Raw genomic sequence first — 25694 nt, 5'->3', positions numbered from 1 at the left:
ACGGCGGCGACGATAGGCTGGTGTGGTGCTGGAGACCCTGACTATCAGTGATGCTGTCGAACTCGCCGTCGTGGAGCGCAGCGGCTTCGTGGAATCTCGCCACGTCGGCGCCGCGATCGTGCTCTCCCCCGATGGTGATACCACCGCCGTGCACGGCAACGCAGACGCGTTGATCCTGCCCCGTTCGAGTCTGAAGCCCCTGCAGGCTGTCGCCAGTGTGACCGCGGGCGCCGCGCTCGAGGGCGATCAGCTGGCACTCGGCACGGCGAGCCACACCGGCACCGACCGGCATGCGGCAGTGGTTCGCGAGGTGCTCGCCGCCGGTGGCCTCAACGAGGACGATCTCGGCTGCCCCGTCGCGTGGCCATCTGACAGCGCCACGCGCCGTCAGATGATCAGTGACAACCTTGCCGAGGCCCGGATTCGCATGAACTGCTCCGGCAAGCACGCCCTCATGCTTCGCGCCTGCCTCGCCACTGGCTGGCCCATCAAGAACTATCTGGCACCGACCCATCCGCTGCAGGTCCACATCCGTGAGGTCGTGGAGCGTCTCACCGGAGAGAAGGTTGCGCACACAGCGATCGACGGCTGCGGGGCGCCGGTGCACGCGATGACCCTCACAGCTCTCGCACGCGGCGTTCACCGCATCGGAACTGCGTCGGAGCGCTCGCCATTCGCGCTGCACCGCGTCGCCGGAACACTCGTGCGTGCGGTGCGCGAGAGCCCGTGGACGATCGCGGGCCCCGGTGAGCCCGACACGATCGCCATCGAGACGCTCGGTGTCTTCGCGAAGGGCGGCGCCGAGGGAGTCATGGTGATGGTCGCCCCCAACGGCGCAACGGTGGCACTGAAGATGCTCGATGGCAACGGTCGCGCTGCGACGATCGTCGCAGCCACGATGCTTGCCCGTGCCGGCGCACTGGCCGAGGCCGACGTCGTCACTCTCGCGGCCGCGCTGCAGCTGACCGTGCTCGGCGGCGGAGAACCTGTTGGCACCATCCGCCCCGGTTCCGCCGTCTGAACCGGAAATCGACGAGCGGAGATCAGTTCAGCAGCACCCGCCGCGGCAGCGCTCCCGCCTCCACCGACCACGCCCGGTCAGCATGTGCGAGGGCGAAGGGCGGCACCTCCCGCGCACCAGCGAGCTGACGCAGTTCGGTGGGGCATTCCGCCGCGATCAGCAATTCGCCGGAGCTTCGCACGAGCTGGAGCAGCGACCATTGCGCACGCCACTGCTCGGGGTCGCCGACGACGATGAACTGCGCCTCGGGCTGCGCGTCGGCTGCTGCTCTGTCGGCCTCACCAAGGCTGATCACCCGATGCCCCGGGTGCGCCGCGGTGAGCACCGTTCGAGTCGCCTCCTCCGCTGCCGTCACGATGCCCGTCCATCTGCGACGGGGCTGCCAGATCTGGGGATCGCGCGCGGATGGCTGCGCCGTGTCTGATGCGGGTTCGTCCGTCCAGCACACCTGTACCTCTCGCCCGTCCATCCAGGCTCTGCCAGCGGGCCGTGCCCGGTCGAATGCTGACGGGTCACCGCCCGCTGCGATGTGCTCGACCTTGCTCGTCAATCGCAGCAGGGCTCGTTGCGGGAGGGCATCGATCAGACGTCCGAGCGGACCGGATGCGCGTGAGAGCGTGATGACTGCACCCGCCGGAGCGCGCACGATCTTCTCCCACCTGCTGAGGAACAGCTGCTGATAGTCCGGCGGGTACTGACCGACCAGGAGGTCGAGGTCGTCGCAGAGCACCGTTCCGTGCCGGCCGGTGGACAATTCAGCGACAGCGTCCCATGCGCCTTCGAGATCTGGCGGCACGATCACCCCATCAGGCAGCTGCGAGGCGAGCATCTGCACAGCAGAACTCTTTCCCGCCGCTGGTCCGCCGAGGATCGCGAGTCCCTGTCCGCGTTTCAGGGTGACCCAGGGCTGCCGCTGCTGTTCCGGTTCGTCCGCAAGACCGAAGACTGCCTCTGCATCGACCGCTCCATGATCTGGCAACGCCACGCGCGGCGGCAGCGGTGGCAGCCAGGGGCTCCGCTGCCGCTCGTGTCCGCTCCAGCGCTGGGACGCGGCAGCGAGATCAGCGTCGGAGGTGAGCGCGATGCGAGTGACGTGCGCTTCGGTGTCACGCGGACGGCGCACGAACGCGAGCCCGCGCGAGTCGGCACCACCGGGCAGCTCCGCAGCCGAATCCGAGCCGATGACGAACCGACTGTCGGCCGTCTCGGCGACGCGAAGGCTGAGCCGCAGCGGGCAGTTCGATGCCAGCGCATCGCGGATGATCCCGCTCGCGCGCTGCGTGCCGAGCACGAGATGCATTCCCAGCGCGCGACCACGGGCTGCGACGTCGGTGAAGATGGCGGCAAGATCGGGATGCTCCTGCAGCAGTGCGGCGAACTCATCGACGACGATCACGAGCCGCGCCAGTGCCGGGCAGTCGCGCACGTCGCGGGCCCCAGCATCCGCCATCACCGCCTCACGACGACGCAGCTCGGCGGTGAGGCTGCCGACGCCGCGCCGCGCCCCCTCCGCGTCAAGGTCGGTGACGACCGCGACGACGTGCGGCAGCCTGCGCAGTGGATCAAACGCTGTGCCGCCCTTGAAATCCACCAGGACGAAAGCGACCTCCGCCGGAGAGTGCACCGCTGCCATCCCCGTCAGCCAGCTCGTCAGCAACTCGCTCTTGCCCGTTCCCGTCATTCCGGTCACGATCGCATGCGGCCCGTCCTCGACGAGATCCAGGGTGAGGTCACCGTGCTCACCACGTCCGAACGTCGCCGAGAGTCCGTGGGTGCGCGCCGGCGGCAGCTCATCCATCGCGAGACGGTCCGGCACCTCGGTGTCTGTGTCGGCTTTCTCAGCCGCGGTGCTGGCGATGGCACGAGCCTGCTGGGCTGACACCGCCTCAAGCGACAGCTCACTCGTTCCCTCAGGTGTCCGCACCCGCGCACGCACCGGGGTCGTGAAGTCCAGCACCGTCGTGATTCCAGGCGGCGGCTCCTCCCCCGGCGCACGCACGCAGATCACCGCGTCCGATCGTTCAGCGCCGGTTCCTGCGCTCAGGCGAAACGAGGCCCGTCGTCGCCCCGCGTGCGGGAGAACATCCAGCGACCAGGCCGCGGTGCGATCGCCGAACACCCCGAGCTGCGCCGGAGGGAAGCGCAGACACAACTGAATCACCAGGGCCCGTGCAACCGCCGCTGCCACCGGCTCCGGTGCCCGAATGCACACGCCACCGCCGAGAGGCACCACGATCGGTGCATCGTCCAGTTGCTGCGCGCGCTCGGCGAATGCGCGCGCCCGGTCGTCATCGCCCCCGCTGGCTCGCACGACGCTGGGGCGCAGGCCACGGCCCAGCACGATCGTCGTCGCTCGACCCACCCCCTCGTGTCCTCGCAGTGGCGGCTCGATCACGCACTCGGCGACATCGGGGTCGCGGGCCCACGCGCCGGCGTGCTCCTGGGCGTGCAGCCGATCCAGCTCTGCGTCGGCGCGCTGCCACGCCTGGGTGTCTTCCGCGTCGGCACGCCGACGCTCTTTGCGTCGGGATCGAAGCCCATCGAGGTAGGACGAAACGAGCATGAGCGGGCCGAGCGCGGCGAAGCACAGCGCGAACAGCGACCCGGTCACCAGCCACAGCACCACTCCGGCGATAACCGGAACAATGGCAGCGAGCAGCGGCAGTTGCGGGCGTCGCGCCTCAGCGGGAGCTGCCGGCAGAACAATGGTGGTGGCATCCATACCCACCATTCGAGCGCACGGACGCCATCAGAAACGGACTATCCACAGGCGGATCGGGCTATTGCGCGGATTCGACTTCTGTGGAGGGCGATTCGCCCATGATGACCTGGAGCACGATCATCGTGACGTTGTCGCGGCCACCGTTCTCGAGCGCGGCATCGAGCATGGCTTCGACTGCGGTCGCTGGATCGGCGTGCTCGCGGAGGAAGTGCAGGATGCCGTAGTCGGTGAGCTCTTTGGTGAGCCCATCGGAGCAGATGATGATGCGGTCGTCGTCACGCAGGTCGACCGCGACGTAGTCGGGCGGCACCAACTCGCTTGCACCGACCGCACGGGTGATGACGTTGCTGTAGGGATGGCTGTCGGCCTCTTCCGGGCTGATCTTTCCCGAGGCGATGAGCTCCTGCACCACCGAATGGTCAGTCGTCACCTGCACGAGACGGTCGTCGCGCTTGAGATACACCCGCGAGTCGCCGATGTTCAATGAGATCCACTGCCAGCCATCTTCTTCGGTGCGCTGAAGATAGACACCAGTGAGTGTGGTGCCGGTGCCTTCGTCCGTGGTCTCCGGGTGGCTGTGGATGTCATCTACCGCGCGGTGCAGCGCTGCCTCGATGGCTGCGCTGGAGATTTCGCCGGCATCCAGCATGGCGTCGAGCTCGGTCACGGTGCTCTGGCTGGCGATCTCACCACCGGCATGGCCGCCCATGCCGTCAGCGACGACGAAAAGCGGATACCGCGCCAGGAACGCATCCTGGTTGTTGTCGCGCCGCCGGCCGCGGTCGGTGATCCCGGCCCACGCGAGCTGCAGCTCATCGCTGACGCGGTGCGTCTGCGTTGTCGTTTCAGGCACAGGAGGTCTCCGTCTGACGTGCGGGCGACGCAGCGCCCATGGGATACAGGTTCATCGTAATGGAGCAGACGGTCACATCTGCGTCGCAGGGTCCTCTGGCAGCGGGAAGATCCGGTCGATCTCCGTCAGGTCCGCCGCAGACGGGGCCCACGCATCTGCTGCCGCGGCGTTGGCCTCGATCTGCTCGGCAGTGGTCGCGCCGGCGATCACGCTCGACACGCCGGGCTGCGCGAGCAGCCACCCGAACGTGGCCTGCAGCATCGTGATCTCACGCTCATCGCAGAACTCCTGATATGCCTCCAGCGCGTCCCACGGCGCATCCACCCAGATCTGCCGTCGCGTCTGCATGATGCGGCTGTCGCTCGGACCGCCTTCGCGGGTGAATTTGCCCGTCAACAGTCCGTTCTTCAGCGGGAAGAACGGGAAGAAGCCGAGCTGGTACTGATTGACGGCAGGCAGCACCTCGCGCTCGGACGCGCGCGCCAGCAGCGAATAATGATTCTGTGCCGAGATGAAGCGCCCGGTCGAACGCGTGCGGGCGGTGAACTCCGCCTCGGCAATCTGCCAGCCGTCGAGGTTGGAGTGACCGTAGTAGCGGATCTTGCCCTCGTCGACGAGCTCATCGAGTGCATCGATCGTCTCGGCGATCGGTGTCTGCGGGTCGGGCAGATGCAATTGGTAGAGATCGATCCAATCGGTGTGCAGGCGGCGCAAAGACTGCTCGACAGCCATGCGCACGTAGCGACGCGACCCTCGGCCCGCCGGAAAGTCATAGCCCATGTCGCGCTCGTGACCGAACTTCGTGGCCAGCACCACACGGTCACGACGCCCCTGCAGCGCCTCGCCCATCAGCGACTCGCTCTGACCCGCATCGGCTCCGTACATGTCAGCGGTATCGAAGAAGAAGACTCCATTCGCCAACGCGGCGTCGATCACCGTGCGAGTGCCGTCGAGCGTCTCGGTCACGGTTCCGGCCCTGCCGAAGTTATTGCATCCGAGACCTGTTGCGGATACGACGAGACCGGATGCGCCGACGCGACGCTGCGAAGTTCCCATGCCTCCACCGTATCTAATCCTGACCTCGCCAGATGCAAGAAGCCCCCGACCGAGGTCGGGGGCTTCTTCAGGAGCTCAGCTCACGCAGGGGGCTGGTTCGGATCTGCCGGCGGTGCGGGCGGAGCCGGAGGTGCGGGCGGAGGCGTCGGCGCACCCGGTGCCGGAGGAACCGGCGGCTGAGGAGCACCGTAGCCGGGCTGCGCAGGAGGCTGCTGGCCGGGCTGCGCGGGAGCCGAGTAGCCGGGCTGCGCCGGGTATCCAGGCTGCGCCGGGTAACCGGGCTGCGCGGGAGGCTGGTAGCCCTGCGGAGCAGGAGCGGCATATCCCTGCGGCGCACCATATCCGGGTGCGGCCGGTGCGACGCCCGCGGACGGCTGCACGGGAACGCCGTCCCACACGGTGCGGTCGCCGAGGAAGTTGTTGCCGGCCCACGAAGCGGGCGCGATGTTCGGGTTCCACCGCGACTTGTCGAAGGCGTTGATACCCAGCCAGACAATGCCCAGGAGCACGTAGAGAATGACCCATGCCGCTTCCTTCTGCAGCTTCAGGCCGACGCGCCACGCAGCCATCGCCGACAGCACGCCGATCGCGACTCCGACGAGACTGCCGATGAAACCGAGGATCGGAATCCAGGAGAGCAGGATGATGCCGCCGATGCCGTAGAGCACCAGCCAGGGGCTCATATCGCCGAGCTTGAAGAAGATCATCGTGTTGTAGACGGGAACCCATGCGCGCCACTTGCCCTGCACGCCCGCCTTCTCGAAGATCTTCATCATGAAGAGCGAGCCGAGTACATAGCCGACCACTGAGAAGACGAAGATCACGACCCCGAAGATCGCCATCATCGCGTAGAAGGCACCGAGCCCGTATAGATCCCCGTTGTCCATGTCGTCCCATTTCCGTTGTCGACCAGGGAAGCTGCTGCACTCCCCCTCGCGAATGAATCGCAACGGCCATGCTATCTGCCGAGCAAGTACTCAGGCAATACTCAGCCAGGGCACATGTACCCACCACCGGGCTCAGGTTCGAACGACGAGTTCCCACTCCCCCTGGATCGGCGCCTTCTGCAGGTGCAGACCAGTCCGCTCGGCCCATTCGAACAGACTGTCAGCGGAGCGCCCTCTCGGGCGTGTCGTGGCAAGCGCGCGTAAGAATTCGCCCTTGGCCTTCTTGTTGAAGTGGTTGAGCGCGCGACCTGTGTCGGTCACGACGCGCACGTACGCGGAGCGCACGGACGCTGGCACCGGGCCCAGGGCAACATATGCCTCACTGCGCAGGTCGAGCAGAAAGTCGTTCTCGGCCAGAGCCGCGGTTGTGGATTCGGCCCAGTGCCTGCGCAACGGCTGCAGTCCGGGAAGAGCTGCGCCGGCCGCGAGCCGATATGCCGGAATGGAGTCCAGCGCCCCGACGGGTCCGAAAGGCGCCGAATGAATGAGCACATGCGCGCCGAGCCAGCGTCTGGCCGCGCGATCGAGGTTCGGTGCATCCAGTGCGTCATAGAGCACCCCCGTATAGCGGTCGACGGCCGGCATCGTGGGCGCCGTGCGCAGCATCCGATTGTCATCGATGTCGGCCAGCTGCCGGTCGCTGAGCTTCAGCACCCGCTGGGACTCGGCGACGTCACCAGACAACTCGATCAGCGCCGACACCACCTGCTCGCGTGCCGCGTGCAGTGACGGAAGCGCGAGGTTCGCGAGATCGATCGGCGCCCCGGTGCCGCCGGTGCGCTTGGTCTCAGAGGGAGGCAGGAGAATCTTCATGGGTTCCCGGGGGTAAGAAGAAGCGTCCGCCTCGACCTGGAGAGAACTCCGGGTCGAGGCGGACGCGTCAGTGAATTGCTGTCAGGCGATCAACGCAGCGTTGCCGGCGACGATGGTCAGGGCGTCGCCCTCCATCGAGAGGAAGCCGTCCTGCGCGTTGGCGAGCACTTTCGTGCCGTCTTCCTGGGTGATCCGGACCTGGCCTTCAGCGAGGATGGCCAGCACCGGCTCGTGCCCGGCCATGAAGCCGATCTCGCCCTCGACGGTCTTGGCGACGACAAGCGATGCCTCTCCCGTCCAGACCTCCGCATCGGCGGAGACGAGGCTGACGTGCAGAGCCATGATCAGCCGTTCTCCTTCTGAATCTTCGCCCACTGCTCTTCGACGTCCGAGATGCCACCGACGTTGAAGAAGGCCTGCTCGGCGACGTGGTCGAAGTCACCGCGAGTGATCGCATCGAACGACTCGATGGTCTCCTTCAGCGGGACGGTCGAACCCTCGACACCGGTGAACTTCTTCGCCATGTAGGTGTTCTGCGAGAGGAACTGCTGGATGCGACGTGCACGCGACACGACGATCTTGTCCTCTTCGGAGAGCTCGTCGACACCGAGGATCGCGATGATCTCCTGCAGTTCCTTGTTCTTCTGCAGGATCTGCTTGACCGTGGTGGCCACGCGGTAGTGGTCCTCGCCCAAGTAGCGGGGGTCCATGATGCGCGACGTCGAGGTCAGCGGGTCGATGGCCGGGTACAGACCCTTCGATGCGATCTCACGCGAGAGCTCGGTGGTTGCATCGAGGTGCGCGAACGTGGTCGCCGGCGCCGGGTCGGTGTAGTCATCGGCCGGCACGTAGATCGCCTGCAGCGAGGTGATCGAGTGACCACGCGTCGAGGTGATGCGCTCCTGGAGAACACCCATCTCGTCGGCGAGGTTCGGCTGGTAGCCCACGGCCGAGGGCATGCGGCCCAGCAGCGTCGAGACCTCGGAACCGGCCTGCGTGAAGCGGAAGATGTTGTCGATGAACAGCAGCACGTCCTGCTTCTGCACATCGCGGAAGTACTCCGCCATGGTCAGAGCCGACAGTGCCACGCGCAGACGCGTTCCCGGCGGCTCGTCCATCTGGCCGAAGACAAGGGCGGTCTTGTCGAAGACGCCGGCCTCATCCATCTCGTGGATCAGGTCGTTGCCCTCACGGGTGCGCTCGCCGACACCGGCGAACACCGACACACCACCGTGGTCCTGTGCAACACGCTGGATCATCTCCTGGATGAGCACCGTCTTGCCGACACCAGCACCACCGAACAGACCGATCTTTCCACCCAGCACGTAGGGGGTCAGCAGGTCGATCGACTTGATGCCGGTCTCGAACATCTGGGTCTTGGACTCCAGCTGGTCGAAGTTCGGCGCCTTGCGGTGGATCGGCCAGCGCTCGGTGATCTCGATCTGCTCACCGGGCTCGGCGTTGAGAACCTCGCCGATCACGTTGAAGACCTTGCCCTTGGTGACGTCGCCGACGGGAACGGAGATCGCCTCGCCGGTGTCGCGCACCTCCTGGCCACGGACCATGCCGTCGGTGGGCTTGAGCGAGATGGCGCGCACGAGGTCGTCGCCGAGGTGCTGAGCGACCTCGAGCGTGATCTCGGTCGACTCCTCGCCGATCGTGATCGTGGTCTTCAGCGCGTTGTAGATGTCGGGGATCGAGTCGTGCGGGAACTCGATATCCACAACCGGACCGTTGACGCGTGCGACGCGCCCGACGACCGCGGTCGCGGGCTGGTCAGCCGTAGCGGTGGGGGTCATTTCTTCGTCTCTTTCCTGAGGGTCTATCACTTGGATGCCAGAGCGTCGGCGCCACCGACGATCTCGGCGATCTGCTGGGTGATCTCGGCCTGGCGCGCATTGTTGCGCAGGCGGGTGTAATCGGTGATCAGCTTGTCGGCGTTGTCGCTGGCCGACTTCATCGCCTTCTGCGTGGCCGCCTGCTTCGCCGCGGAGGACTGCAGCATGGCGTTGAAGACGCGGCTCTGGATGTACACCGGGAGAATCGCATCCAGCACGGTCTCGGCGTCGGGTTCGAACTCGTACAGCGGGTACACGGTCGTACCAGCCTCTGAGTCGTCGGCCTCCGAGATCTCCAGCGGAAGCAGTCGGACGTTCTCCGGCGACTGCGTCATCATGCTGACGAAGCGGTTGTACACGAGGGTGATCTCGTCGACACCACCGGCGCTTCCTCCACGGGAGAAAGCGTCCAGCAGGGTCTGTGAGATCTCTTCAGCAGTGTGGAAGGACGGCGTATCCGTGTCGCCGGTCCACTCCGCTGCCGCAGCGATGCGACGGAACTGGAAGTACCCGACAGCCTTGCGGCCGACCAGGTAGAAAACCGGCTCCTTGCCCTGCTCGCGCAGGAGCTCTGCCACCTCGAGAGCCTCACGGAGGATCTGCGAGTTGAAGGCTCCGGCAAGACCGCGGTCGGACGAGAAGATGACCACCGCGGAGCGGCTGATCTTCTCGGGCTCGCGGGTGAGCGGATGATCGACGTTCGAGTGCGTCGCGACGGCAGAGACAGCCCTCGTCACGGCACGCGCGAAGGGGCTGGACGCTTTCACGCGTGCCATGGCCTTCTGAATGCGCGAAGCCGCGATGAGTTCCATCGCCTTCGTGATCTTCTTGGTCGTCTGAGCAGAACTGATCTTCTGCTTGTAGACCCTGAGTTGAGCGCCCATTATCTATATCCCACGCGGTTACGCGCGACGGCCCTTGACGATCTTCTCCTGGTTGACGTCCTCTGCCTCGGCGGCAGCATGCTCCTCGTGGCCAGGGGCGCCGATGGCGTGGCCCTTGCCACCCTGGAACTCCAGGATGAATGCGTCGACCTGCTTGTCGAGTTCTGCGACGGTGGCGTCATCGAGGACGTTCGTCTCACGCAGAGTGTCGAGGACAGTGCTGTTGCGACGCAGGTGGTCGAGCAGATCGCGCTCGAAACGCAGCACGTCTTCGACCTCGATCGTGTCGAGCTTGCCGTTGGTTCCCGCCCAGATCGAGACGACCTGGTCCTCGACGGGGTACGGCGAGTACTGCGGCTGCTTGAGCAGCTCGGTCAGGCGCGCACCACGCGAGAGCTGACGACGCGATGCCGCATCGAGGTCCGAGGCGAACATGGCGAAGGCCTCGAGCGAGCGGTACTGCGCGAGCTCGAGCTTCAACGTTCCGGAGACCTTCTTGATCGACTTGACCTGAGCGTCACCGCCGACTCGCGAGACCGAGATGCCCACGTCGACTGCCGGACGCTGGTTGGCGTTGAACAGGTCGGACTGCAGGAAGATCTGGCCGTCGGTGATCGAGATCACGTTGGTCGGGATGTATGCCGAGACGTCGTTGGCCTTGGTCTCGATGATGGGCAGACCCGTCATCGATCCGGCGCCCAGCTCGTCGGAGAGCTTCGCGCAGCGCTCGAGCAGACGCGAGTGCAGGTAGAAGACGTCACCGGGGTATGCCTCGCGGCCCGGCGGGCGGCGCAGCAGAAGGGAAACGGCTCGGTAGGCCTCAGCCTGCTTCGACAGGTCGTCGAAGACGATGAGCACGTGCTTGCCGCCGTACATCCAGTGCTGGCCGATGGCCGAGCCGGTGTACGGAGCGAGGTACTTGAAACCAGCGGGGTCGGATGCCGGAGCCGCCACGATCGTGGTGTACTCCAGTGCGCCGGCCTCTTCGAGCGCGCCCTTCACCGAGGCGATGGTCGAGCCCTTCTGGCCGATCGCGACGTAGATGCAGCGAACCTGCTTGTTGACGTCGCCCGATTCCCAGTTGGCCTTCTGGTTGATGATCGTGTCGATCGCCAGCGCCGTCTTACCGGTCTGACGGTCACCGATGATCAGCTGACGCTGACCACGGCCGACAGGGATCATGGCGTCGATCGCCTTGATGCCGGTCTGCATCGGCTCGTGCACCGACTTGCGCTGCATGACGCCGGGCGCCTGCAGTTCAAGAGCGCGCACGCCCTCGGTGGCGATTGCACCGAGGCCGTCGATCGGGGTGCCGAGCGGGTCGACGACACGACCCAGGTAGCCGTCGCCGACGGGCACGGAGAGGACCTCACCCGTTCGGGTGACCTCCTGACCTGCTTCGATGCCGGTGAACTCGCCGAGGACGACCACGCCGATCTTGTGCTCGTCGAGGTTCAGCGCGAGGCCCTTGGTCCCGTCCGCGAATGTAACAAGCTCGTTCGCCATGACGCCGGGCAGTCCCTCGACGTGCGCGATGCCGTCAGCTGCGTCGATGACGGTGCCGACCTCGGTCGCCGCGGCCCCGGTGGGCTCATATGCGGCGGCGAAGTCCTTCAGCGCGTCACGGATGACGTCGGGGCTGATCGATAGTTCTGCCATTGTCTTCCCTTTGTGTGTCTGGGTGAGCGCGGTTCCCCGCGCCAGTCGTTGTCAGCTCGCGAGCTTCTGGCGAAGGTCGGCGAGTCGGGCGGAGATGCTGCCGTCGATGACGTCGTTGGCGATCTGCACGCGCAGTCCCCCGACGACGGTGGGGTCGATCACCTGGTTCACAGAGATCTTGCCCCCATAGCGGCTAGCCAGAGCATCACGGAGACGGGTCTCCTGAGCAGCAGCCAGCGGAGTGGCTGTGTACACGGTGGCGACGGTGCGGTCGGCCTGGGCTGCGACGATGTCGATCGCGCGGCTGATGATCTGGCGAACCCGACGCTCACGCGGCTGGCGCACCAGAGAAGAAGCGATCAGCACGGTAGCCGGAGCCGCCGTCTTGCCGAGCACCTTCGCGACGAGCGCTCCCTTGGCGGAGTCGTCGCCGAAGCGACGGCCGAGGGCGAGCTCGAAGTCAGGGTTCGCTGCGATCACGCGGGAGAAGCCGAACAGCTCCCCCGCCACGTCGTCGTCGGGTGAACCGATCGCGGCCGTGCGGATCGCGAGCTCTTCGACACCGTCGACGAGATCGGATGCGCTCGACCAGCGCTGGGCCGTCACCGCGGTCAGCAGCGCGCGCACTGGTGCCGAGGCGCCAGAGAACACGCTGTCGACCAGCGCCGTGCGCGCCTGTGCCGGAGCTGCGGGATCAGCGAGCGCGCCGCTCAGCTGGGCCGACTCCCCGATCGCGCGGGCAGCTGTGAACAGCTCGGCCGCGTTGTCGAGGGTGAGGCCCGACGCTGCGGCAAGCGCGTCCGTCGATGCCGCGAGTGCCTGAGTGGTCGCGCTGCCCATTACTTGGCCTTCTCGAGGTCAGCGAGGAAGCGATCCACGACGGCCGTCGCACGAGCGTCATCAGAGAGGGTCTCTCCGACGACTCCACCGGCGAGGTCGATCGCAAGCGTTCCGACCTCACTGCGCAGAGACACGAATGCAGACTGGCGCTCGGCTTCGATCTGGGTGTGCGCCGCGGCGGTGATGCGTCCTGCCTCAGCAGTGGCGGCATCCTTCGCCTCGGTCACGATCTTCTTGCCGTCCACGCGGGCGGCCTCACGGATCTCCCCAGCCTCAGTGCGTGCCTCGGCGAGCTGGCGGGTGTACTCCTCCAGCGCCGCCTCAGCCTGCTTCTGAGCCTCATCGGCCTTGGCGATGTTGCCCTCAATTGCGGCTGCACGCTCATCGAGCATCGCCGTCAGCTTCGGAATCGCGACCTTCCAGATCACCACGAGGATGATGACGAAGCAGATCGCCGACCAGAAGATGTCATACGACGCCGGCAGCAGCGGACTCGGAGCTTGCTCCTCCGCAGCAGTGACAAGAGCGTTCAGCATCCTGTCTCCTTACGTATCGGAAGCGGGATCAGAAGCCGAAGATGAAGCCGGTGGCGATGCCGATGAAGGCGAGCGCCTCGGTGAAGGCGATACCGATCCACATCAGGACCTGCAGGCGACCGGCGAGCTCGGGCTGGCGAGCAACGCCTTCGATCGTCTTGCCGACGACGATGCCGATGCCGATTGCCGGGCCGATTGCTGCAAGGCCGTAGCCGACGGTCGCGATCGAGCCAGTCATCTCAGCGAGAACCGTAGTTGCGTCCACGGGTGTTTTCCTTTCGGTTGGTGGGCAGGTGGTGACCTGTCCCCTTAGTGTTCATCAGCGACTGCGAGCTGAATGTAGACCGCAGTCAGGACGGCGAAGATATATGCCTGCAGGACGGCCACGAGGACCTCGAACAGGGTGAAGGCGAGGCCGAAGGCGCCGGTCGCGACGCCGAGCGTCGACCACCAGCCGCTGAGGCCGAAGACGAAGAACTGCGTGGCCGAGAAGAACAGCACCAGCATCAGGTGGCCGACCATCATGTTCATCAGCAGACGCAGGGTCAGGGTGACCGGGCGGATGATGAAGGTCGACAGGAACTCGAGAAGCGCGACGAACCACTGCAGGGCGACCGGGATGCCGGACGGGAACAGCGAGTTGCGCACGAAGCCCTTGGGGCTCTGCTTGACGCCGGCGTAGATGAAGGTTCCGTAGGAGATCAGCGCCAGCAGGAGCGGCACCGCGATCACCGATGTTCCGGCGATGTTCACACCGGGAATGATGCCGGTCAGGTTCATGAACAGGATCATGAAGAACATCGTCATCAGGATCGGCAGGAAGCGGTCGCCGTCCTTGCGTCCGAGCAGGTCGTGCGCGATGTTGCCTCGGACGAAGCCGAAGCCCATCTCGACCAGGCTCTGGAAACGACCCGGAACCATTCGCAGACGGCGCGTGCCGAGCCAGAAGACGAGGACCAGGATCACCGTCGCGAGGATCTGCGCGAGGTTGATGCGAGTGAATGCGAACGGCGTGCCCTCGAAGGCGATGATCGGCGGGAAGAAGTCCCAGATCGACGGAGGATGGAACGTCGGACCCTCAGTCGCGGCGGCAAGGAGAGACACGGCTTGAGTCAACGTTGCGGCTCCAGCTTTGAAGCACCGAGGTGTAGATCGGTGCGAAGGGACGGATGAGCATCATCCCGCGGCGACACCGTGACCTGGAAGATCACCACACAACCTGCGGGGACTTGACTAGCTTAGCAAACCCTGAGGGCAGGTCAGGACTCGTCCTCGACGGTCGTCGGCAGTTCGATATCGCTGACGTTCGGCAGGCGCATCCGCATCAGCACCACGGCGTCGACGACCAGTGAAACAGCGACCCCCGCGATGATCGACAGGAACAGGATCATCGGCACGACCCACGGCTGGCCGCCGATCAGCAGCATCGCCACGATGAAGATCACGATCTTCAGCAGCCAGCCGCCCAGCACGACCGCGAAGAAGATCTGCACGTAGATCGGATCGCCGAACCAGCGGTTGGCGAACAGGATGCTGGCCGCCGTGACTCCCAGGAAAACCATAGACAGCAGGACGCCGATCAGGCCGCTCCACAGTCCGTTCACTCCAGCCACCGCGAAGCCGATTCCGCCGGCGATCATCGCGAGCACGAGAGCCGCGATGGCGGACCAGATCAGAGTGCGCCGCAGAATCGGCGTGCTGGACACAGGGCTCGGGGTCATTTCGGCTCCAAGGTAGGCGATGAGACGGAAGATTTCGGGGTGTCGGATGCGGCGGGCCTGCGTTTCGGCGGCATCAGCGTGACGACGAGACACGCAGCGACTCCGACCACGCCGAATCCGACGCCGACGAGATAACCGCCGGGCCAATCCTGGCGCGTGCCGATGTACATCAGCAGCACCGACAGCGAGATGACGGCGGTCCAGGCATAGAAGATCAGAACCGCATCACGCGCATGATGGCCGACATCCAGCATCCGATGGTGCAGATGCTTGCGGTCGGGAGAGAACGGCGACTTGCCGGCGCGCATGCGACGGAACACGGCGAGGCCGAAATCGAGTAGCGGCAGCATCACGATCACCAGCGGCAGCACGATCGGGATGAACGCGCCGAGCAGCTGGGAACGGCCGAACTGCTCGGGATTGAAGGCATTGCCCTGACCTGTGAGTGCGATGGCGGATGTCGCCATGAGAAGCCCGAGCACGAGGGCGCCGGAGTCTCCCATGAAGAGCTTCGCGGGGGTCCAGTTCAACGGCAGGAAGCCGATGCACGCGCCGATCAGCACCGCGGCGAGGAACGTCGCCAGGTTGAAGTAGCTGGTGGCTCCCGAGTCTCGGGTGAGCATGTAGGCGTATACGAAGAACACGCCATTGGCGATCAGGCAGACTCCGGCGACCAGGCCATCGAGCCCATCGATGAAGTTGACCGCGTTCATGACGACGACGATCGCGAACATCGTGATCGAGATGCTGACCCAGGGCGACACCAGGATCATGTCGCCCACGGGCAGCGAGAGGATCTGCAGCCCACCGCCCGCGGTGATGATGCCGGCCGCGAGGAACTGCGCCGCCAACTTGATCATCCAGTCCAGATCCCAGAGATCGTCGATCACTCCGATGACGGCGATCAGCAGGGCCGCACCGAGAATCGACCACAGGGTCTGCGGCGGGGACCACATCCGCTCGAAGAACGGGTTGGCCGCCGAGATCAGGATCGCTGCGGCAATGCCGATGAACATCGCGATGCCGCCGAGCCGTGGCGTCGGAGTCTTGTGCACGTCCCGTTCACGGATGCCGGGGTAGAGCTTGAACTTCAAGCTCAGCCGCCAGACCGCCCATGTCAGCGCGAAGGTGATCGACGCCGTCAGGATGATCGTGAACAGGTACTGCTTCACTCTGCCTCGACCGGGCCTTCGTCGCCGAGAGTCTCGTCCGCAGCGACATCACCCGGCTGGGCCTCCGCCTCGAGCAGATCGCCGAGCACGCCCTCGAGCTGCTCGCGGCTGATGGCGCCCTCGCGGAGAACACGCACGACCGGCGTCTCGTCGTCGACGGGGCTGACCAGAGAGGTCGCATCCACGATCGTCGAGGCGACACCCGTCTCGCTGTACCCCTCTTCGAGATACACCGCCACGCTGTCCCCGAGCATGTCCTGCGCATCCGATGCGATGATCGCGGCGTCGCGACCGGTCAGATTCGCGCTCGACACGGCCAAAGGTCCGGTCTCGGCGAGCAGCTCCAGCACGATCCGTCGGTCGGGCATCCGCACGGCTACCGTGCCCTTCGTCTCACCGAGGTCCCAGACGAGCGACGGCTGCGCCGGAAGCACGATGGTGAGCCCGCCGGGCCAGAATGCGTCGACGAGCTTCTGCACCGCCTCCGGGACCTCCTCCACCAGGGCGGCGAGCATCTCCTGTCCGGAGACGAGAACAGGCGGCGGCATATCGCGACCGCGGCCCTTCGCCTCACGCAGTCGCTGCACAGCGGCCGGGGAGAACGCGTCGGCCGCGATCCCGTAGACGGTATCAGTGGGCAGCACGACGAGCTCACCGCGCGCAATGGCCTGACGAGCATGGCGCATTCCGGCGAGGATCTGAGAGTCGTCGCGGCAATCGAAGACAGATGACATGGCGTGCCTATTCTACGGTGGTGCTCAACCGCGCAGTGCGGTCGTCGCGCGGTCGCGGCGGGTCAGATCCTCGTGCGTCGCCGGCGCGCGCCAGCCGTCGGATTCCAGGATGCTGCGGATCTGCTCTCCCTGCAGCTCACCGTGCTCGAGCACGAGCAGACCGCCGGCGTGCAGCAGCTCCTGCGCACGGCCGCTGATGACCCGCACCACGTCGAGTCCGTCCGCGCCGCCGTAGAGCGCCTGCGCCGGGTCGTGCAGGCGCACCTCCGGGTCGCGTGGAATCGCATCGTCGGGCACGTAGGGCGGATTGGAGATCACGACATCGACCGTGCCGCGGAGCTCTTCGAAGGCTGTGGCGAGGTCGCCGTGCACGAGTGCGAGGTTCGGCACTCCCGCCATGTTCCGCGCGGCCCAGGCGTGCGCGTCGGCGGAGCGCTCGACGGCGAAGACGCGGGCGTGCGGCACCTCGGTGGCCATCGCGAGCGCGATAGCGCCGCTGCCGGTGCCGAGGTCGATGGCGACCGGCGCAGGGGCGGCATTCTCCAAGAGCGCGTCGATGGCGAACTGCACGACGGTCTCGGTCTCCGGTCTCGGCACGAAGACGCCGGGGCCGACGGCGAGTTCCAGGTGACGGAACGCGGCCTTGCCCGTGAGGTGCTGAAGCGGCTCGCGGGCTGCGCGTCGCGCAACCAGAGCTGCCAGCTGCACGGCATCCGATTCCTGAATGCTGTCGCCGCGCACGACCGCAGCCTGCACCTCTCCACGGCGGAGCCCCAGTACGTGACCGACGAGCAACTCGGCGTCGACCAGCGGGTCCGACACCCCGGCGTCGGCAAGCTCCTGGGCGATGGCGCGCAGACGCGCAGCGAGGTTCTCGGGCATCCCTTCAGAGTAGGCGCTGCACATCTTCGGACACATTCAGCCGCCGCCTGTTCTGCCGCCGTAGGCTGAACACGCTGATTCCTTCGACGAAAGGTCTGCCATGGCAGGTATCCACTCCGACATCACCACCGCGTTCGGGAACACTCCCCTGGTGCGACTCAACCGCGTCACCGAGGGGGTGGATGCGACGGTTCTGGCCAAGCTGGAGTTCTACAGTCCGGCCTCCAGCGTGAAAGACCGCATCGGCATCGCCATGGTCGACGCGGCCGAAGCGTCCGGACAGCTGCAGCCCGGCGGCACGATCGTCGAGGCGACCAGTGGCAACACCGGCATCGCGCTGGCAATGGTCGGCGCTGCCCGCGGCTACCGCGTGATCCTCGCGATGCCCGCATCGATGTCGAAGGAGCGCCGCGTCCTGCTGAAGGCGTTCGGAGCCGAGATCGTGCTCACCGACCCGACCAAGGGCATGAGCGGATCGATCGACGAATTGCAGAAGGTCATCGCCGAGACGCCCGGGGCAGTGTGGATGCGCCAGTTCGAGAACGAGGCGAATCCCCGCATCCACCGCGAGACCACCGGCCAGGAGATACTGCGCGACACCGACGGAGCAGTCGATATCCTCGTCGCGGGCGTCGGCACCGGCGGAACCGTCACCGGTGCCGGACAGGCGCTGAAGGCCGCGAAGCCCGGCGTGCAGGTCATCGCCGTCGAGCCCAAGGACTCCCCCGTGCTCACCGAGGGCCACCCCGGACCGCACAAGATTCAGGGCATCGGCCCGAACTTCGTCCCCGATGTCCTCGACCGCGACGTGCTCGACGAGGTCATCCCGGTCGAATTCGATGACTCCATCCGCACCGCGCGCGAACTTGCATCGAAGGAAGGTCTGCTTGTCGGCATGTCGGCCGGCGCCGCGGTCTGGGCGGCACTGCAGGTCGCTCGGCGGCCCGAGAACGCTGGCAAGACCATTGTCACTGTCGTTCCGGATACCGGCGAGCGCTATATCTCCACAGCGCTGTTCGAGGACCTGCGCGACGAGCCCAAAGCCTGAGCCGACCACTTGACTCGACCGATCACTCAGCAGGAAGGCGGACGCATGACCGTCATAGCCCGCATCCGTGAGGACATCAAAGCCGCGCGCCAGCGGGATCCCGCTGCGCGCACTGCCCTCGAGGTCGCGCTGCTGTATCCCGGCCTGCATGCGATCTGGGCGCACCGCGTCTGGCATGCGCTGTGGAGGCGCCGGCTGCGCCTGCCTGCGCGAGCGGGCTCTCAGATCACGCGATGGTTCACCGGCATCGAGATCCACCCGGCCGCGCAGATCGGTCGACGGTTCTTCATCGATCACGGCATGGGGGTGGTGATCGGCGCGACGGCAGAGATCGGCGATGATGTGATGCTCTACCACGGGGTCACGCTCGGCGGACGGACACGGGATGCCGGAAAGCGCCACCCCACCCTGTCGGACGGTGTGGCCGTCGGCACGGGGGCGAAGATTCTCGGACCGATCACGATCGGCGCGAACTCCGTCGTCGGGGCGAACGCCGTCGTCACCCGCGATGCACCCGCCGACAGCGTGCTCGTGGGCGTACCGGCGAAGGCCAGACCGCGTGATGCGGCCGAGAGCACCCGCTCGCTGCTGGCTGCGCCCGACTACTCGATCTGAGGCTGCGCGCGCTCAGCGGCTGCGGCGTTCCTGAACCTTGCGCTTGATGAAGATCATCGGCAGCAGCACTGTTCCCAGCGCCGTGACGAGCCAGACGATCACTGCGCCGAGCACCCAGCCGGCCACCCCGCTGATGCGCAGACCGCCGATCGGCAGGAGCACGACGACGACCAGGGCGATCAGCGTGGAGATGATGCCGATTCCTCCGAGCAGCACCGGCGCATAGCGATCGGCGAGCTTGCTGACCCACGGCGCGAGGATGCTCTGCAGCACAGCGAAGATCACGACGCAGATGACGAAGCCCCACCACTGCGACCACTCGATCCGGAAATCCTCCAGGATCAGATCAGCGACGATCAGGCCGATCGCCGCAGAAGCCAGATAGATGCCGGCACGAATCAAGAGGGTGATCACGCGCTGAGCATATCGCGCGGACCGCGAATTCGGAGGGACCGTCAGGAACGGCTGTCCGAGCCGACCGCGGCGAGGCGCGCCTCTTCATCGGCGTGGATCGCCGATTCGATGATCGGATCGAGCGCGCCGTCCATCACCTGATCGAGGTTGTAGGCCTTGTAGCCGGTGCGGTGGTCGGCGATGCGGTTCTCGGGGAAGTTGTACGTGCGGATGCGCTCTGAGCGGTCCATGCCGCGGATCTGCGAGCGACGAGCGTCGGATGCTGCGGCATCCAGCTCCTCCTGACGCTTGGCCAGCAGCCGGGCGCGCAGCACGCGCATGCCGGCTTCACGGTTCTGAAGTTGCGACTTCTCGTTCTGCATCGAGACGACGATGCCCGTGGGCACGTGCGTGATGCGCACGGCGGAATCCGTGGTGTTCACCGATTGTCCACCGGGGCCGGAAGAGCGATACACGTCGATCTTCAGGTCGTTCGCGTCGATCTGAACCTCTTCGGGCTCGTCGACCTCAGGAAAGACCAGTACACCAGTGGTCGATGTGTGGATGCGACCCTGCGACTCGGTCGCTGGCACTCGCTGAACGCGGTGCACACCGCCCTCGTACTTGAGATGCGCCCAGACGCCCTGAGACGGGTCGGATGCCGACCCCTTGATCGCCACCTGCACGTCCTTGTAGCCACCGAGGTCGGATTCGTTCCGCTCGAGCAGCTCGGTCTTCCAGCCACGATGCGCGGCGAACTGCACGTACATGCGTAGCAGGTCGGCCGCGAACAGTGCTGATTCCGCACCGCCCTCCCCCGCCTTGATCTCCATGATCACGTCACGGGCGTCATCAGGATCGCGCGGGATCAGCAGGCGACGCAGCTTCTCCTGCGTGACACGAGCTTCTTCCTCCAGCGCGGGAACCTCGGCGGCGAACGCGTCATCTTCGCGGGCGAGCTCGCGGGCAGCATCCAGATCTTCGGATGCTGCCGTCCACGCGGCATGCGCCGCGACGATCCGGTTCAACTCGGCGTATCGCCGGTTGACGCGCTTCGCGCGGGCGGCATCGGCGTGCACCGCCGGGTCGGAGAGCTCCTCCTGCACCCGGCGATGCTCGTCGATGAGGGTCTGAACTGACTCGAACACCCCGTGGCTCCGCTCAGTGACCGATCAGCGGATGTTGTTCTCGTGCGAGTGCGACGAACCGGTCGACGCCGGAGCCGGAATCGACTTCTGCATCTGGAAGAGGAACTCGACGTTCGAGCTCGTCTCCTTCAGCTTGCCGAGCACGACCTCCAGAGCCTGCTGCTGGTCGAGACCAGCAAGTGCACGACGCAGCTTCCAGGTGATCTTCACCTCGTCGGCGGAGAGCAGCATCTCTTCGCGACGGGTGCTCGATGCGTTGATGTCGACGGCGGGGAAGATGCGCTTGTCGGCCAGCGAGCGCGACAGACGAAGCTCGCTGTTTCCGGTGCCCTTGAACTCTTCGAAGATGACCTCGTCCATCTTGGAGCCGGTCTCTACCAGCGCCGTAGCGAGGATGGTCAGCGAGCCGCCGTTCTCGATGTTGCGCGCCGCGCCGAAGAAGCGCTTCGGCGGGTAGAGAGCCGCAGCGTCGACACCACCGGTGAGTACGCGACCCGAGGTGGGCGTGGCGATGTTGTACGCACGGCCCAGGCGGGTGATCGAATCGAGCAGTACGACCACGTCGCGGCCGAGCTCGACCAGCCGCTTGGCACGCTCGATGGCGAGCTCAGCGACGGTGGTGTGGTCCTCAGCAGGGCGGTCGAACGTCGAGGCGATGACCTCGCCCTTGACCGTGCGCTCCATGTCGGTGACCTCTTCGGGGCGCTCGTCGACGAGGACGACCATGAGGTGGACCTCGGGATTGTTCTGCGCGATCGCGTTGGCGATCTGCTGCAGCACGATGGTCTTGCCCGCCTTCGGCGGCGCGACGATCAGACCGCGCTGGCCCTTTCCGACCGGGGCGACCAGGTCGATGATGCGCTGGGTGAGCTTCTCCGGTGCGGTCTCCAGGCGCAGGCGCTCCTGGGGGTACAGCGGGGTGAGCTTGCCGAACTCGACGCGGTTCGCGGCGTCGTCGGGCGAGAGCCCGTTGACCGAATCGACCTTGACCAGAGCGTTGTACTTCTGGCGGCCCTGCTGCTCGCCTTCGCGCGGCTGCTTGATCGCGCCGACGACTGCATCGCCCTTGCGCAGGTGGTACTTCTTGACCTGGCCGAGGGAGACGTACACGTCGCTCGCGCCCGCCAGGTAGCCGGTGGTGCGGACAAAGGCGTAGTTGTCGAGCACATCGAGAATGCCGGCGACGGGGATGAGCACGTCATCCTCGCCGATCTCCGTCTCGAACTCATCCGAGTTCATGTTGCCGCCGCCGCGACGCTTGTTGCGCTGGCGGGTGCGGCCGAAGGAGTGCTCGTCATCGCTCTGCGCGCCGTCGGTGTTCTGTCCGCCGCCGCGCTGGTTGCCGCGGCCGTTGCCATCGTGGTTGCTTCCACCCTGGCCATTGCCGTCCTGGCTGCTGCCGCTCTGACCGCGGCCACGACTGCGGTTGCGGCCACGGCCGCGGCCACGGGAGTTGCCGTCGCCGTCGCCGTCGCTGTCCGAGGAGTCGCCATCGGAGGAGCTGCTCTGCTCATTGCGGCTGCCGCGCCCGTTCTGAGAGCCCTGCCCCGCGGATGCGGCATCGTCAGAGCCCTGAGCGGCGGAGCTCGAGTCGGAAGAGCCCGTCTCTGCGTTGCTGGAAGCGCTGTCGGTGTCAGCGGCCTTGGAGCCACGGCGGCCACGTGCGGGGCGCTTGCCCGACTCGGCGGCATCCGCATTGTCGTCCTTCGCCGGAGCAGACTCTGCGGCGCCGTGCTCTTCAGCGGGCGCGGTGCTCTCTGCGACGTCGGTCTTCTCAGCCGGAGCCTTGGCGCGCGAAGCACGCTTGCGTGCAGGCTTAGCGGGGGCATCGGCAGCATCAGCCGACGATTCGGTGGCCGGAGCATCGGAGACCGGCAGATCGAGCGTTTCGGCTGCGGCAGTCTTGGCGCGTGAGCGGCGCGGGGTCTTCGGCTTTTCAGCTGCGGTCGCGTCGGCATCGTCGGCATTGGCCGTCGACTCCTTCGATTCCTTGGCAGCGGGCTCGCTGGCAGCGGTCTCGCTGGCAGCCGACTCCTTGGCCGCGGCAGACTTGGTCGCCGACGACTTCGCGGACGACTTGGCCGCCGGTGCCTTGGCTTTCGGCTCCTTCGCGGCCGGAGCCTCAGCGGGAGCGTCCGTCTGGGCCTCAGCAGTCGCTGCCGCAGCAGCCGCGGCGGATGCCGTGGTCGCACGGCGCGGAGCGCGCTTGCGAGCCGGAGCTGCAGCCGTGGTCGTCTCGGTTGCGGCCGTCTCAGCGGCCGACTGGTTGTTCTGGGTCTCGGAGAAATTCTCCACGAGTACTCCCTTATATGTCGTGGGAAATGAGCAATCCGGATATGCACACAGCAGAAGCTGCGCGCATCACACGCGCCGACGCAGAGCGCCTGCCAGCCAGGACCTCGGTGGTTCTGGGGATCGCGTGGGGATTTCGCAGAAGTGCGATGGGGCCAGATTCACGTAGTTACGTGGAGCCCTCCGCTCGATCCCTAACTGTACCACCCCGCACATCGACGGCGAGCATATGCGCATCCCAGGGGGTGTCGGCGACAGCATCCGCTATTTCGACCGCGCGCTGTCTCGCACCCGGGCCGTCCGCGAGGACGAGCACGCTCGGTCCTGCCCCTGAGACGACCGCTGCGAAGCCTTCCGCGCGCAGCGCCTGCACGAGGCGGAGCGTCTCGGGCATGGCAGCGCCGCGGTAGTCCTGGTGCAGGCGATCGGCGGTGGCATCCAGCAGCAGCTCCGGGCTCTGCGTGAGAGCCGCCACCAGCAGCGCCGAGCGGGAGACGTTGAAGACGGCGTCTTCGCGAGGCACCTGCGGCGGCTGCAGCGAACGTGCGAGCGAGGTCGACATCGTGAACCCCGGTACGAACACGAGCGGTGCGACACCGCGATGCACCAGCAGCTTCTTGTGCTGCGGCCCGCGCTCCCCGGTCCACGCGATCGTCAGCCCGCCGAACAGTGCGGGTGCGACGTTGTCGGGGTGACCCTCGAGCTCGGTGGCCAGCCGCAGCAGCGCCTCGTCGTCGAGGTCGACATCGCCCGCCAGCAGGCCCTTGGCGATGAGAACGCCCGCGGTCACGGCTGCGCCGGAAGACCCGAGCCCGCGCCCGTGCGGCACGCCGTTCTCGGCGAAGATATGCAGACCCGGCATGGTTCGGTCGACGTCAGCGAACACATGCGCGATCGAGCGCACCACGAGATTGCTGGCGTCGAGCGGGATCGCATCGGAACCATTGCCGGCGACGTCGATGTCGAGTCGATCATCGGCGAACGACGATACTGTCAGCGTGTCGTAAAGGCTCAGCGCGAGTCCGAGAGTGTCGAACCCGGGTCCCAGGTTCGCGCTCGTCGCCGGCACCGTCACAGTGACCGTACGCACCGCCCCCTCGGTGGCCGGTGCGGCCGTGACGACCGATTCCATGTCGCCAGGAACGACGGTGACGCCCACGGTCACTCCCCCTCGACGCGGAGCACCGACACGACGCGTTCGACCACGTCGCTGGCTGCGAGGCGTTCGACGGCAGCGCTGAGCGCACTCTCGGTCGCACGGTGCGTTCCGATGATGAGGCGCGCTGTCTCCTCCTCGCCCTCTTCGGACGGAACAGCGGTCTGCACGAGCGTCGCCACCGAGACGCCGCCTTCGCTGAGCAGTCCGGCGATCGCGGCGAGAACTCCGGCTTCATCGGCGACTTCGAGCGTGATCTGGTAGCGGGTGACGACGTCACCGATGCGTGCAACCGGAAGGTTGCCCCTGGTGGATTCCCCCACCCCGACGCCGCCGGCGATGTGGCGACGCGCCGCCGAGACGACGTCACCGAGAACAGCGGATGCCGTCTGCACGCCACCGGCACCGGCACCGTAGAACATCAGCGAGCCGGCAGCCTCCGCCTCGACGAAGACGGCGTTGTTCGCGCCGTGCACCGAGGCCAGCGGATGCGAGCGCGGGACGAGTGCCGGATACACGCGCACGGAGATCTTCTCCGTGTCGCCGCCGGTGAGCCGCTCGCACACGGCGAGCAGCTTGATGACGAATCCGGCAGCGCGCGCCTCTTCGATCATCGACGATGTGATGGCGGAAATTCCTTCGCAGTGCACGGCATCCAGCGGCACGGCGGTGTGGAAGGCGAGGCTGGCGAGGATCGCCGCCTTCTGCGCGGCGTCGTGACCTTCGACGTCGGCCGTGGGGTCCGATTCCGCATAGCCCAGCGCCTGCGCGTCAGCCAGCACCTCTGCGAAGTCGGCGCCCTCGATGTCCATCCGGTCGAGAATGTAGTTCGTGGTGCCGTTCACGATGCCCATGATGCGCACGACCCGGTCGCCGGCGAGCGAATCGCGCAGCGGACGGATGATCGGAATCGCACCAGCGGCGGCCGCCTCGTAATACACCGAGGCGCCGACGCGATCGGCTGCTTCGAACACCTCCGGACCATGGGTGGCCAGCAGCGCCTTGTTGGCGGTGACGACGTCAGAGCCGGAGCCGAGCCCGAGCAGAATGTGCGACCTGGCGGGCTCGATGCCGCCCATCAGCTCGATGACGATGTCGGCACCGGTGATCAGCGTCTCGGCATCGGTCGTGAACAGATCGCGCGGCAGATCGACGTCGCGCGGCGCGTCCACGTCGCGGACAGCGATGCCAGCGAGCTCCAGTCGGGCTCCGGCGCGGTCTGCCAGCTCATCGCCGTGACGCAGCAGCAGCGATGCCACCTGCGAGCCCACGGCCCCAGCACCCAGCAGCGCCACACGAAGTCGGCGGTAGTCAGTCATCTGCGCTCCTCAGCACGTCGGTGTCGTAACTTTCGGAGAGCGCGC

The 25694-nt window shown here is 66.4% G+C and carries 25 protein-coding genes; 3 read left to right on the top strand and 22 right to left on the bottom strand.

Features of this window, described 5'->3' with window-relative positions:
* Nucleotides 1-25 precede the first annotated feature (25 nt).
* Nucleotides 26-1021, top strand: a complete 996-nt coding sequence (locus tag FM104_RS07650; RefSeq protein ID WP_087131203.1) for an asparaginase — start codon at nucleotides 26-28, stop codon at nucleotides 1019-1021.
* A 22-nt stretch (nucleotides 1022-1043) separates the two neighbouring features.
* On the opposite strand, the gene FM104_RS07645 is transcribed toward FM104_RS07650, so the two are convergent.
* The 17 genes from FM104_RS07645 to prmC form a co-directional block, all read right to left on the bottom strand.
* Nucleotides 1044-3743, bottom strand: coding sequence for an FtsK/SpoIIIE domain-containing protein (locus FM104_RS07645; protein ID WP_179206717.1), 2700 nt, complete (start codon nucleotides 3741-3743; stop codon nucleotides 1044-1046).
* 58 nt (nucleotides 3744-3801) lie between these two features.
* The gene (locus tag FM104_RS07640; protein WP_087130832.1) at nucleotides 3802-4596 is read right to left on the bottom strand and encodes a PP2C family protein-serine/threonine phosphatase; all 795 of its coding nucleotides are present in this window, start codon (nucleotides 4594-4596) and stop codon (nucleotides 3802-3804) included.
* A 72-nt stretch (nucleotides 4597-4668) separates the two neighbouring features.
* Entirely contained in the window at nucleotides 4669-5652 is a 984-nt protein-coding gene (locus tag FM104_RS07635; RefSeq protein ID WP_087130831.1) for an aldo/keto reductase, read from the bottom strand.
* A gap of 80 nt (nucleotides 5653-5732) precedes the next feature.
* A complete protein-coding gene (locus tag FM104_RS16265; RefSeq protein ID WP_143738279.1) occupies nucleotides 5733-6539 on the bottom strand; it encodes a large exoprotein in 807 nt (268 codons plus the stop codon).
* A gap of 132 nt (nucleotides 6540-6671) precedes the next feature.
* Nucleotides 6672-7412 carry a YaaA family protein gene (locus FM104_RS07625; RefSeq protein WP_087130830.1) on the bottom strand — a complete coding sequence of 247 codons (741 nt, stop codon included), beginning with the start codon at nucleotides 7410-7412 and terminating at the stop codon, nucleotides 6672-6674.
* An 81-nt stretch (nucleotides 7413-7493) separates the two neighbouring features.
* Nucleotides 7494-7754, bottom strand: coding sequence for a F0F1 ATP synthase subunit epsilon (locus FM104_RS07620; RefSeq protein ID WP_087130829.1), 261 nt, complete (start codon nucleotides 7752-7754; stop codon nucleotides 7494-7496).
* Nucleotides 7755-7756: 2 nt separating this feature from the next.
* Nucleotides 7757-9211: a F0F1 ATP synthase subunit beta gene (atpD, locus tag FM104_RS07615; RefSeq protein ID WP_087130828.1), complete on the bottom strand. Its 1455-nt coding sequence runs from the start codon at nucleotides 9209-9211 to the stop codon at nucleotides 7757-7759.
* Nucleotides 9212-9237: 26 nt separating this feature from the next.
* A complete protein-coding gene (locus FM104_RS07610; protein ID WP_087130827.1) occupies nucleotides 9238-10134 on the bottom strand; it encodes a F0F1 ATP synthase subunit gamma in 897 nt (298 codons plus the stop codon).
* An 18-nt stretch (nucleotides 10135-10152) separates the two neighbouring features.
* The gene (gene atpA, locus FM104_RS07605; RefSeq protein WP_087130826.1) at nucleotides 10153-11793 is read right to left on the bottom strand and encodes a F0F1 ATP synthase subunit alpha; all 1641 of its coding nucleotides are present in this window, start codon (nucleotides 11791-11793) and stop codon (nucleotides 10153-10155) included.
* 51 nt (nucleotides 11794-11844) lie between these two features.
* On the bottom strand, nucleotides 11845-12633 hold the full coding sequence (locus FM104_RS07600; protein ID WP_087130825.1) for a F0F1 ATP synthase subunit delta: 789 nt from the start codon (nucleotides 12631-12633) through the stop codon (nucleotides 11845-11847).
* The gene (locus tag FM104_RS07595; RefSeq protein ID WP_087130824.1) at nucleotides 12633-13169 is read right to left on the bottom strand and encodes a F0F1 ATP synthase subunit B; all 537 of its coding nucleotides are present in this window, start codon (nucleotides 13167-13169) and stop codon (nucleotides 12633-12635) included. Before FM104_RS07595 ends, FM104_RS07600 begins: the two co-directional genes overlap by 1 nt.
* 28 nt (nucleotides 13170-13197) lie before the next feature.
* Complete coding sequence (gene atpE / locus FM104_RS07590; protein WP_087130823.1) at nucleotides 13198-13434, bottom strand: ATP synthase F0 subunit C; 237 nt, start codon at nucleotides 13432-13434, stop codon at nucleotides 13198-13200.
* Between the two features lie 44 nt (nucleotides 13435-13478).
* On the bottom strand, nucleotides 13479-14273 hold the full coding sequence (gene atpB, locus FM104_RS07585; protein WP_087130822.1) for a F0F1 ATP synthase subunit A: 795 nt from the start codon (nucleotides 14271-14273) through the stop codon (nucleotides 13479-13481).
* A 155-nt stretch (nucleotides 14274-14428) separates the two neighbouring features.
* Nucleotides 14429-14890: a hypothetical protein gene (locus FM104_RS07580; RefSeq protein WP_087130821.1), complete on the bottom strand. Its 462-nt coding sequence runs from the start codon at nucleotides 14888-14890 to the stop codon at nucleotides 14429-14431.
* Nucleotides 14887-16062: an MraY family glycosyltransferase gene (locus FM104_RS07575; protein ID WP_087130820.1), complete on the bottom strand. Its 1176-nt coding sequence runs from the start codon at nucleotides 16060-16062 to the stop codon at nucleotides 14887-14889. The genes FM104_RS07580 and FM104_RS07575 overlap by 4 nt, the downstream gene beginning before the upstream one ends.
* Nucleotides 16059-16796 (bottom strand): L-threonylcarbamoyladenylate synthase, encoded by a 738-nt coding sequence (locus tag FM104_RS07570; protein WP_087130819.1) that lies wholly within the window; start codon nucleotides 16794-16796, stop codon nucleotides 16059-16061. Before FM104_RS07570 ends, FM104_RS07575 begins: the two co-directional genes overlap by 4 nt.
* Before the next feature lie 24 nt (nucleotides 16797-16820).
* The gene (gene prmC / locus FM104_RS07565; protein WP_179206716.1) at nucleotides 16821-17678 is read right to left on the bottom strand and encodes a peptide chain release factor N(5)-glutamine methyltransferase; all 858 of its coding nucleotides are present in this window, start codon (nucleotides 17676-17678) and stop codon (nucleotides 16821-16823) included.
* A gap of 100 nt (nucleotides 17679-17778) precedes the next feature.
* Between prmC and cysK the strand changes: the two genes are divergently transcribed.
* The gene (gene cysK, locus FM104_RS07560) at nucleotides 17779-18726 is read left to right on the top strand and encodes a cysteine synthase A (RefSeq protein ID WP_087130817.1); all 948 of its coding nucleotides are present in this window, start codon (nucleotides 17779-17781) and stop codon (nucleotides 18724-18726) included.
* A 45-nt stretch (nucleotides 18727-18771) separates the two neighbouring features.
* Nucleotides 18772-19341: a serine O-acetyltransferase EpsC gene (gene epsC / locus FM104_RS07555; RefSeq protein WP_087130816.1), complete on the top strand. Its 570-nt coding sequence runs from the start codon at nucleotides 18772-18774 to the stop codon at nucleotides 19339-19341.
* 12 nt (nucleotides 19342-19353) lie between these two features.
* On the opposite strand, the gene FM104_RS07550 is transcribed toward epsC, so the two are convergent.
* From FM104_RS07550 to FM104_RS07530, 5 genes are all read right to left on the bottom strand, one after another.
* Nucleotides 19354-19755, bottom strand: a complete 402-nt coding sequence (locus FM104_RS07550; protein ID WP_087130815.1) for a phage holin family protein — start codon at nucleotides 19753-19755, stop codon at nucleotides 19354-19356.
* A gap of 41 nt (nucleotides 19756-19796) precedes the next feature.
* Nucleotides 19797-20882 (bottom strand): peptide chain release factor 1, encoded by a 1086-nt coding sequence (prfA, locus tag FM104_RS07545; protein WP_087130814.1) that lies wholly within the window; start codon nucleotides 20880-20882, stop codon nucleotides 19797-19799.
* 24 nt (nucleotides 20883-20906) lie between these two features.
* On the bottom strand, nucleotides 20907-23177 hold the full coding sequence (rho, locus tag FM104_RS07540) for a transcription termination factor Rho (protein WP_087130813.1): 2271 nt from the start codon (nucleotides 23175-23177) through the stop codon (nucleotides 20907-20909).
* A gap of 166 nt (nucleotides 23178-23343) precedes the next feature.
* Nucleotides 23344-24306, bottom strand: coding sequence for a homoserine kinase (thrB, locus tag FM104_RS07535; protein ID WP_087131200.1), 963 nt, complete (start codon nucleotides 24304-24306; stop codon nucleotides 23344-23346).
* A 29-nt stretch (nucleotides 24307-24335) separates the two neighbouring features.
* Nucleotides 24336-25649 (bottom strand): homoserine dehydrogenase, encoded by a 1314-nt coding sequence (locus FM104_RS07530; RefSeq protein WP_087130812.1) that lies wholly within the window; start codon nucleotides 25647-25649, stop codon nucleotides 24336-24338.
* Between the last annotated feature and the right edge of the window lie 45 nt (nucleotides 25650-25694).

Origin of the sequence: Microbacterium esteraromaticum (assembly GCF_900163815.1) — a bacterium.
Taxonomy (GTDB): domain Bacteria; phylum Actinomycetota; class Actinomycetes; order Actinomycetales; family Microbacteriaceae; genus Microbacterium; species Microbacterium esteraromaticum_B.
Note: the sequence above shows the minus strand (reverse complement) of the source record. Positions and strands in the feature narration are given on the sequence as shown.

What these genes read in the sequence shown, in the direction of transcription:
- FM104_RS07645 (WP_179206717.1), bottom strand. Translation starts at nt 3,743, where the DNA reads ATGGATGCCACCACCATTGTTCTGCCGGCAGCTCCCGCTGAGGCGCGA.
- FM104_RS07635 (WP_087130831.1), bottom strand. Translation starts at nt 5,652, where the DNA reads ATGGGAACTTCGCAGCGTCGCGTCGGCGCATCCGGTCTCGTCGTATCC.
- FM104_RS16265 (WP_143738279.1), bottom strand. Translation starts at nt 6,539, where the DNA reads ATGGACAACGGGGATCTATACGGGCTCGGTGCCTTCTACGCGATGATG.
- FM104_RS07625 (WP_087130830.1), bottom strand. Translation starts at nt 7,412, where the DNA reads ATGAAGATTCTCCTGCCTCCCTCTGAGACCAAGCGCACCGGCGGCACC.
- FM104_RS07620 (WP_087130829.1), bottom strand. Translation starts at nt 7,754, where the DNA reads ATGGCTCTGCACGTCAGCCTCGTCTCCGCCGATGCGGAGGTCTGGACG.
- atpD (WP_087130828.1), bottom strand. Translation starts at nt 9,211, where the DNA reads ATGACCCCCACCGCTACGGCTGACCAGCCCGCGACCGCGGTCGTCGGG.
- FM104_RS07610 (WP_087130827.1), bottom strand. Translation starts at nt 10,134, where the DNA reads ATGGGCGCTCAACTCAGGGTCTACAAGCAGAAGATCAGTTCTGCTCAG.
- atpA (WP_087130826.1), bottom strand. Translation starts at nt 11,793, where the DNA reads ATGGCAGAACTATCGATCAGCCCCGACGTCATCCGTGACGCGCTGAAG.
- FM104_RS07600 (WP_087130825.1), bottom strand. Translation starts at nt 12,633, where the DNA reads ATGGGCAGCGCGACCACTCAGGCACTCGCGGCATCGACGGACGCGCTT.
- FM104_RS07595 (WP_087130824.1), bottom strand. Translation starts at nt 13,169, where the DNA reads ATGCTGAACGCTCTTGTCACTGCTGCGGAGGAGCAAGCTCCGAGTCCG.
- FM104_RS07580 (WP_087130821.1), bottom strand. Translation starts at nt 14,890, where the DNA reads ATGACCCCGAGCCCTGTGTCCAGCACGCCGATTCTGCGGCGCACTCTG.
- FM104_RS07570 (WP_087130819.1), bottom strand. Translation starts at nt 16,796, where the DNA reads ATGTCATCTGTCTTCGATTGCCGCGACGACTCTCAGATCCTCGCCGGA.
- prmC (WP_179206716.1), bottom strand. Translation starts at nt 17,678, where the DNA reads ATGCCCGAGAACCTCGCTGCGCGTCTGCGCGCCATCGCCCAGGAGCTT.
- cysK (WP_087130817.1), top strand. Translation starts at nt 17,779, where the DNA reads ATGGCAGGTATCCACTCCGACATCACCACCGCGTTCGGGAACACTCCC.
- epsC (WP_087130816.1), top strand. Translation starts at nt 18,772, where the DNA reads ATGACCGTCATAGCCCGCATCCGTGAGGACATCAAAGCCGCGCGCCAG.
- thrB (WP_087131200.1), bottom strand. Translation starts at nt 24,306, where the DNA reads ATGGAATCGGTCGTCACGGCCGCACCGGCCACCGAGGGGGCGGTGCGT.
- FM104_RS07530 (WP_087130812.1), bottom strand. Translation starts at nt 25,649, where the DNA reads ATGACTGACTACCGCCGACTTCGTGTGGCGCTGCTGGGTGCTGGGGCC.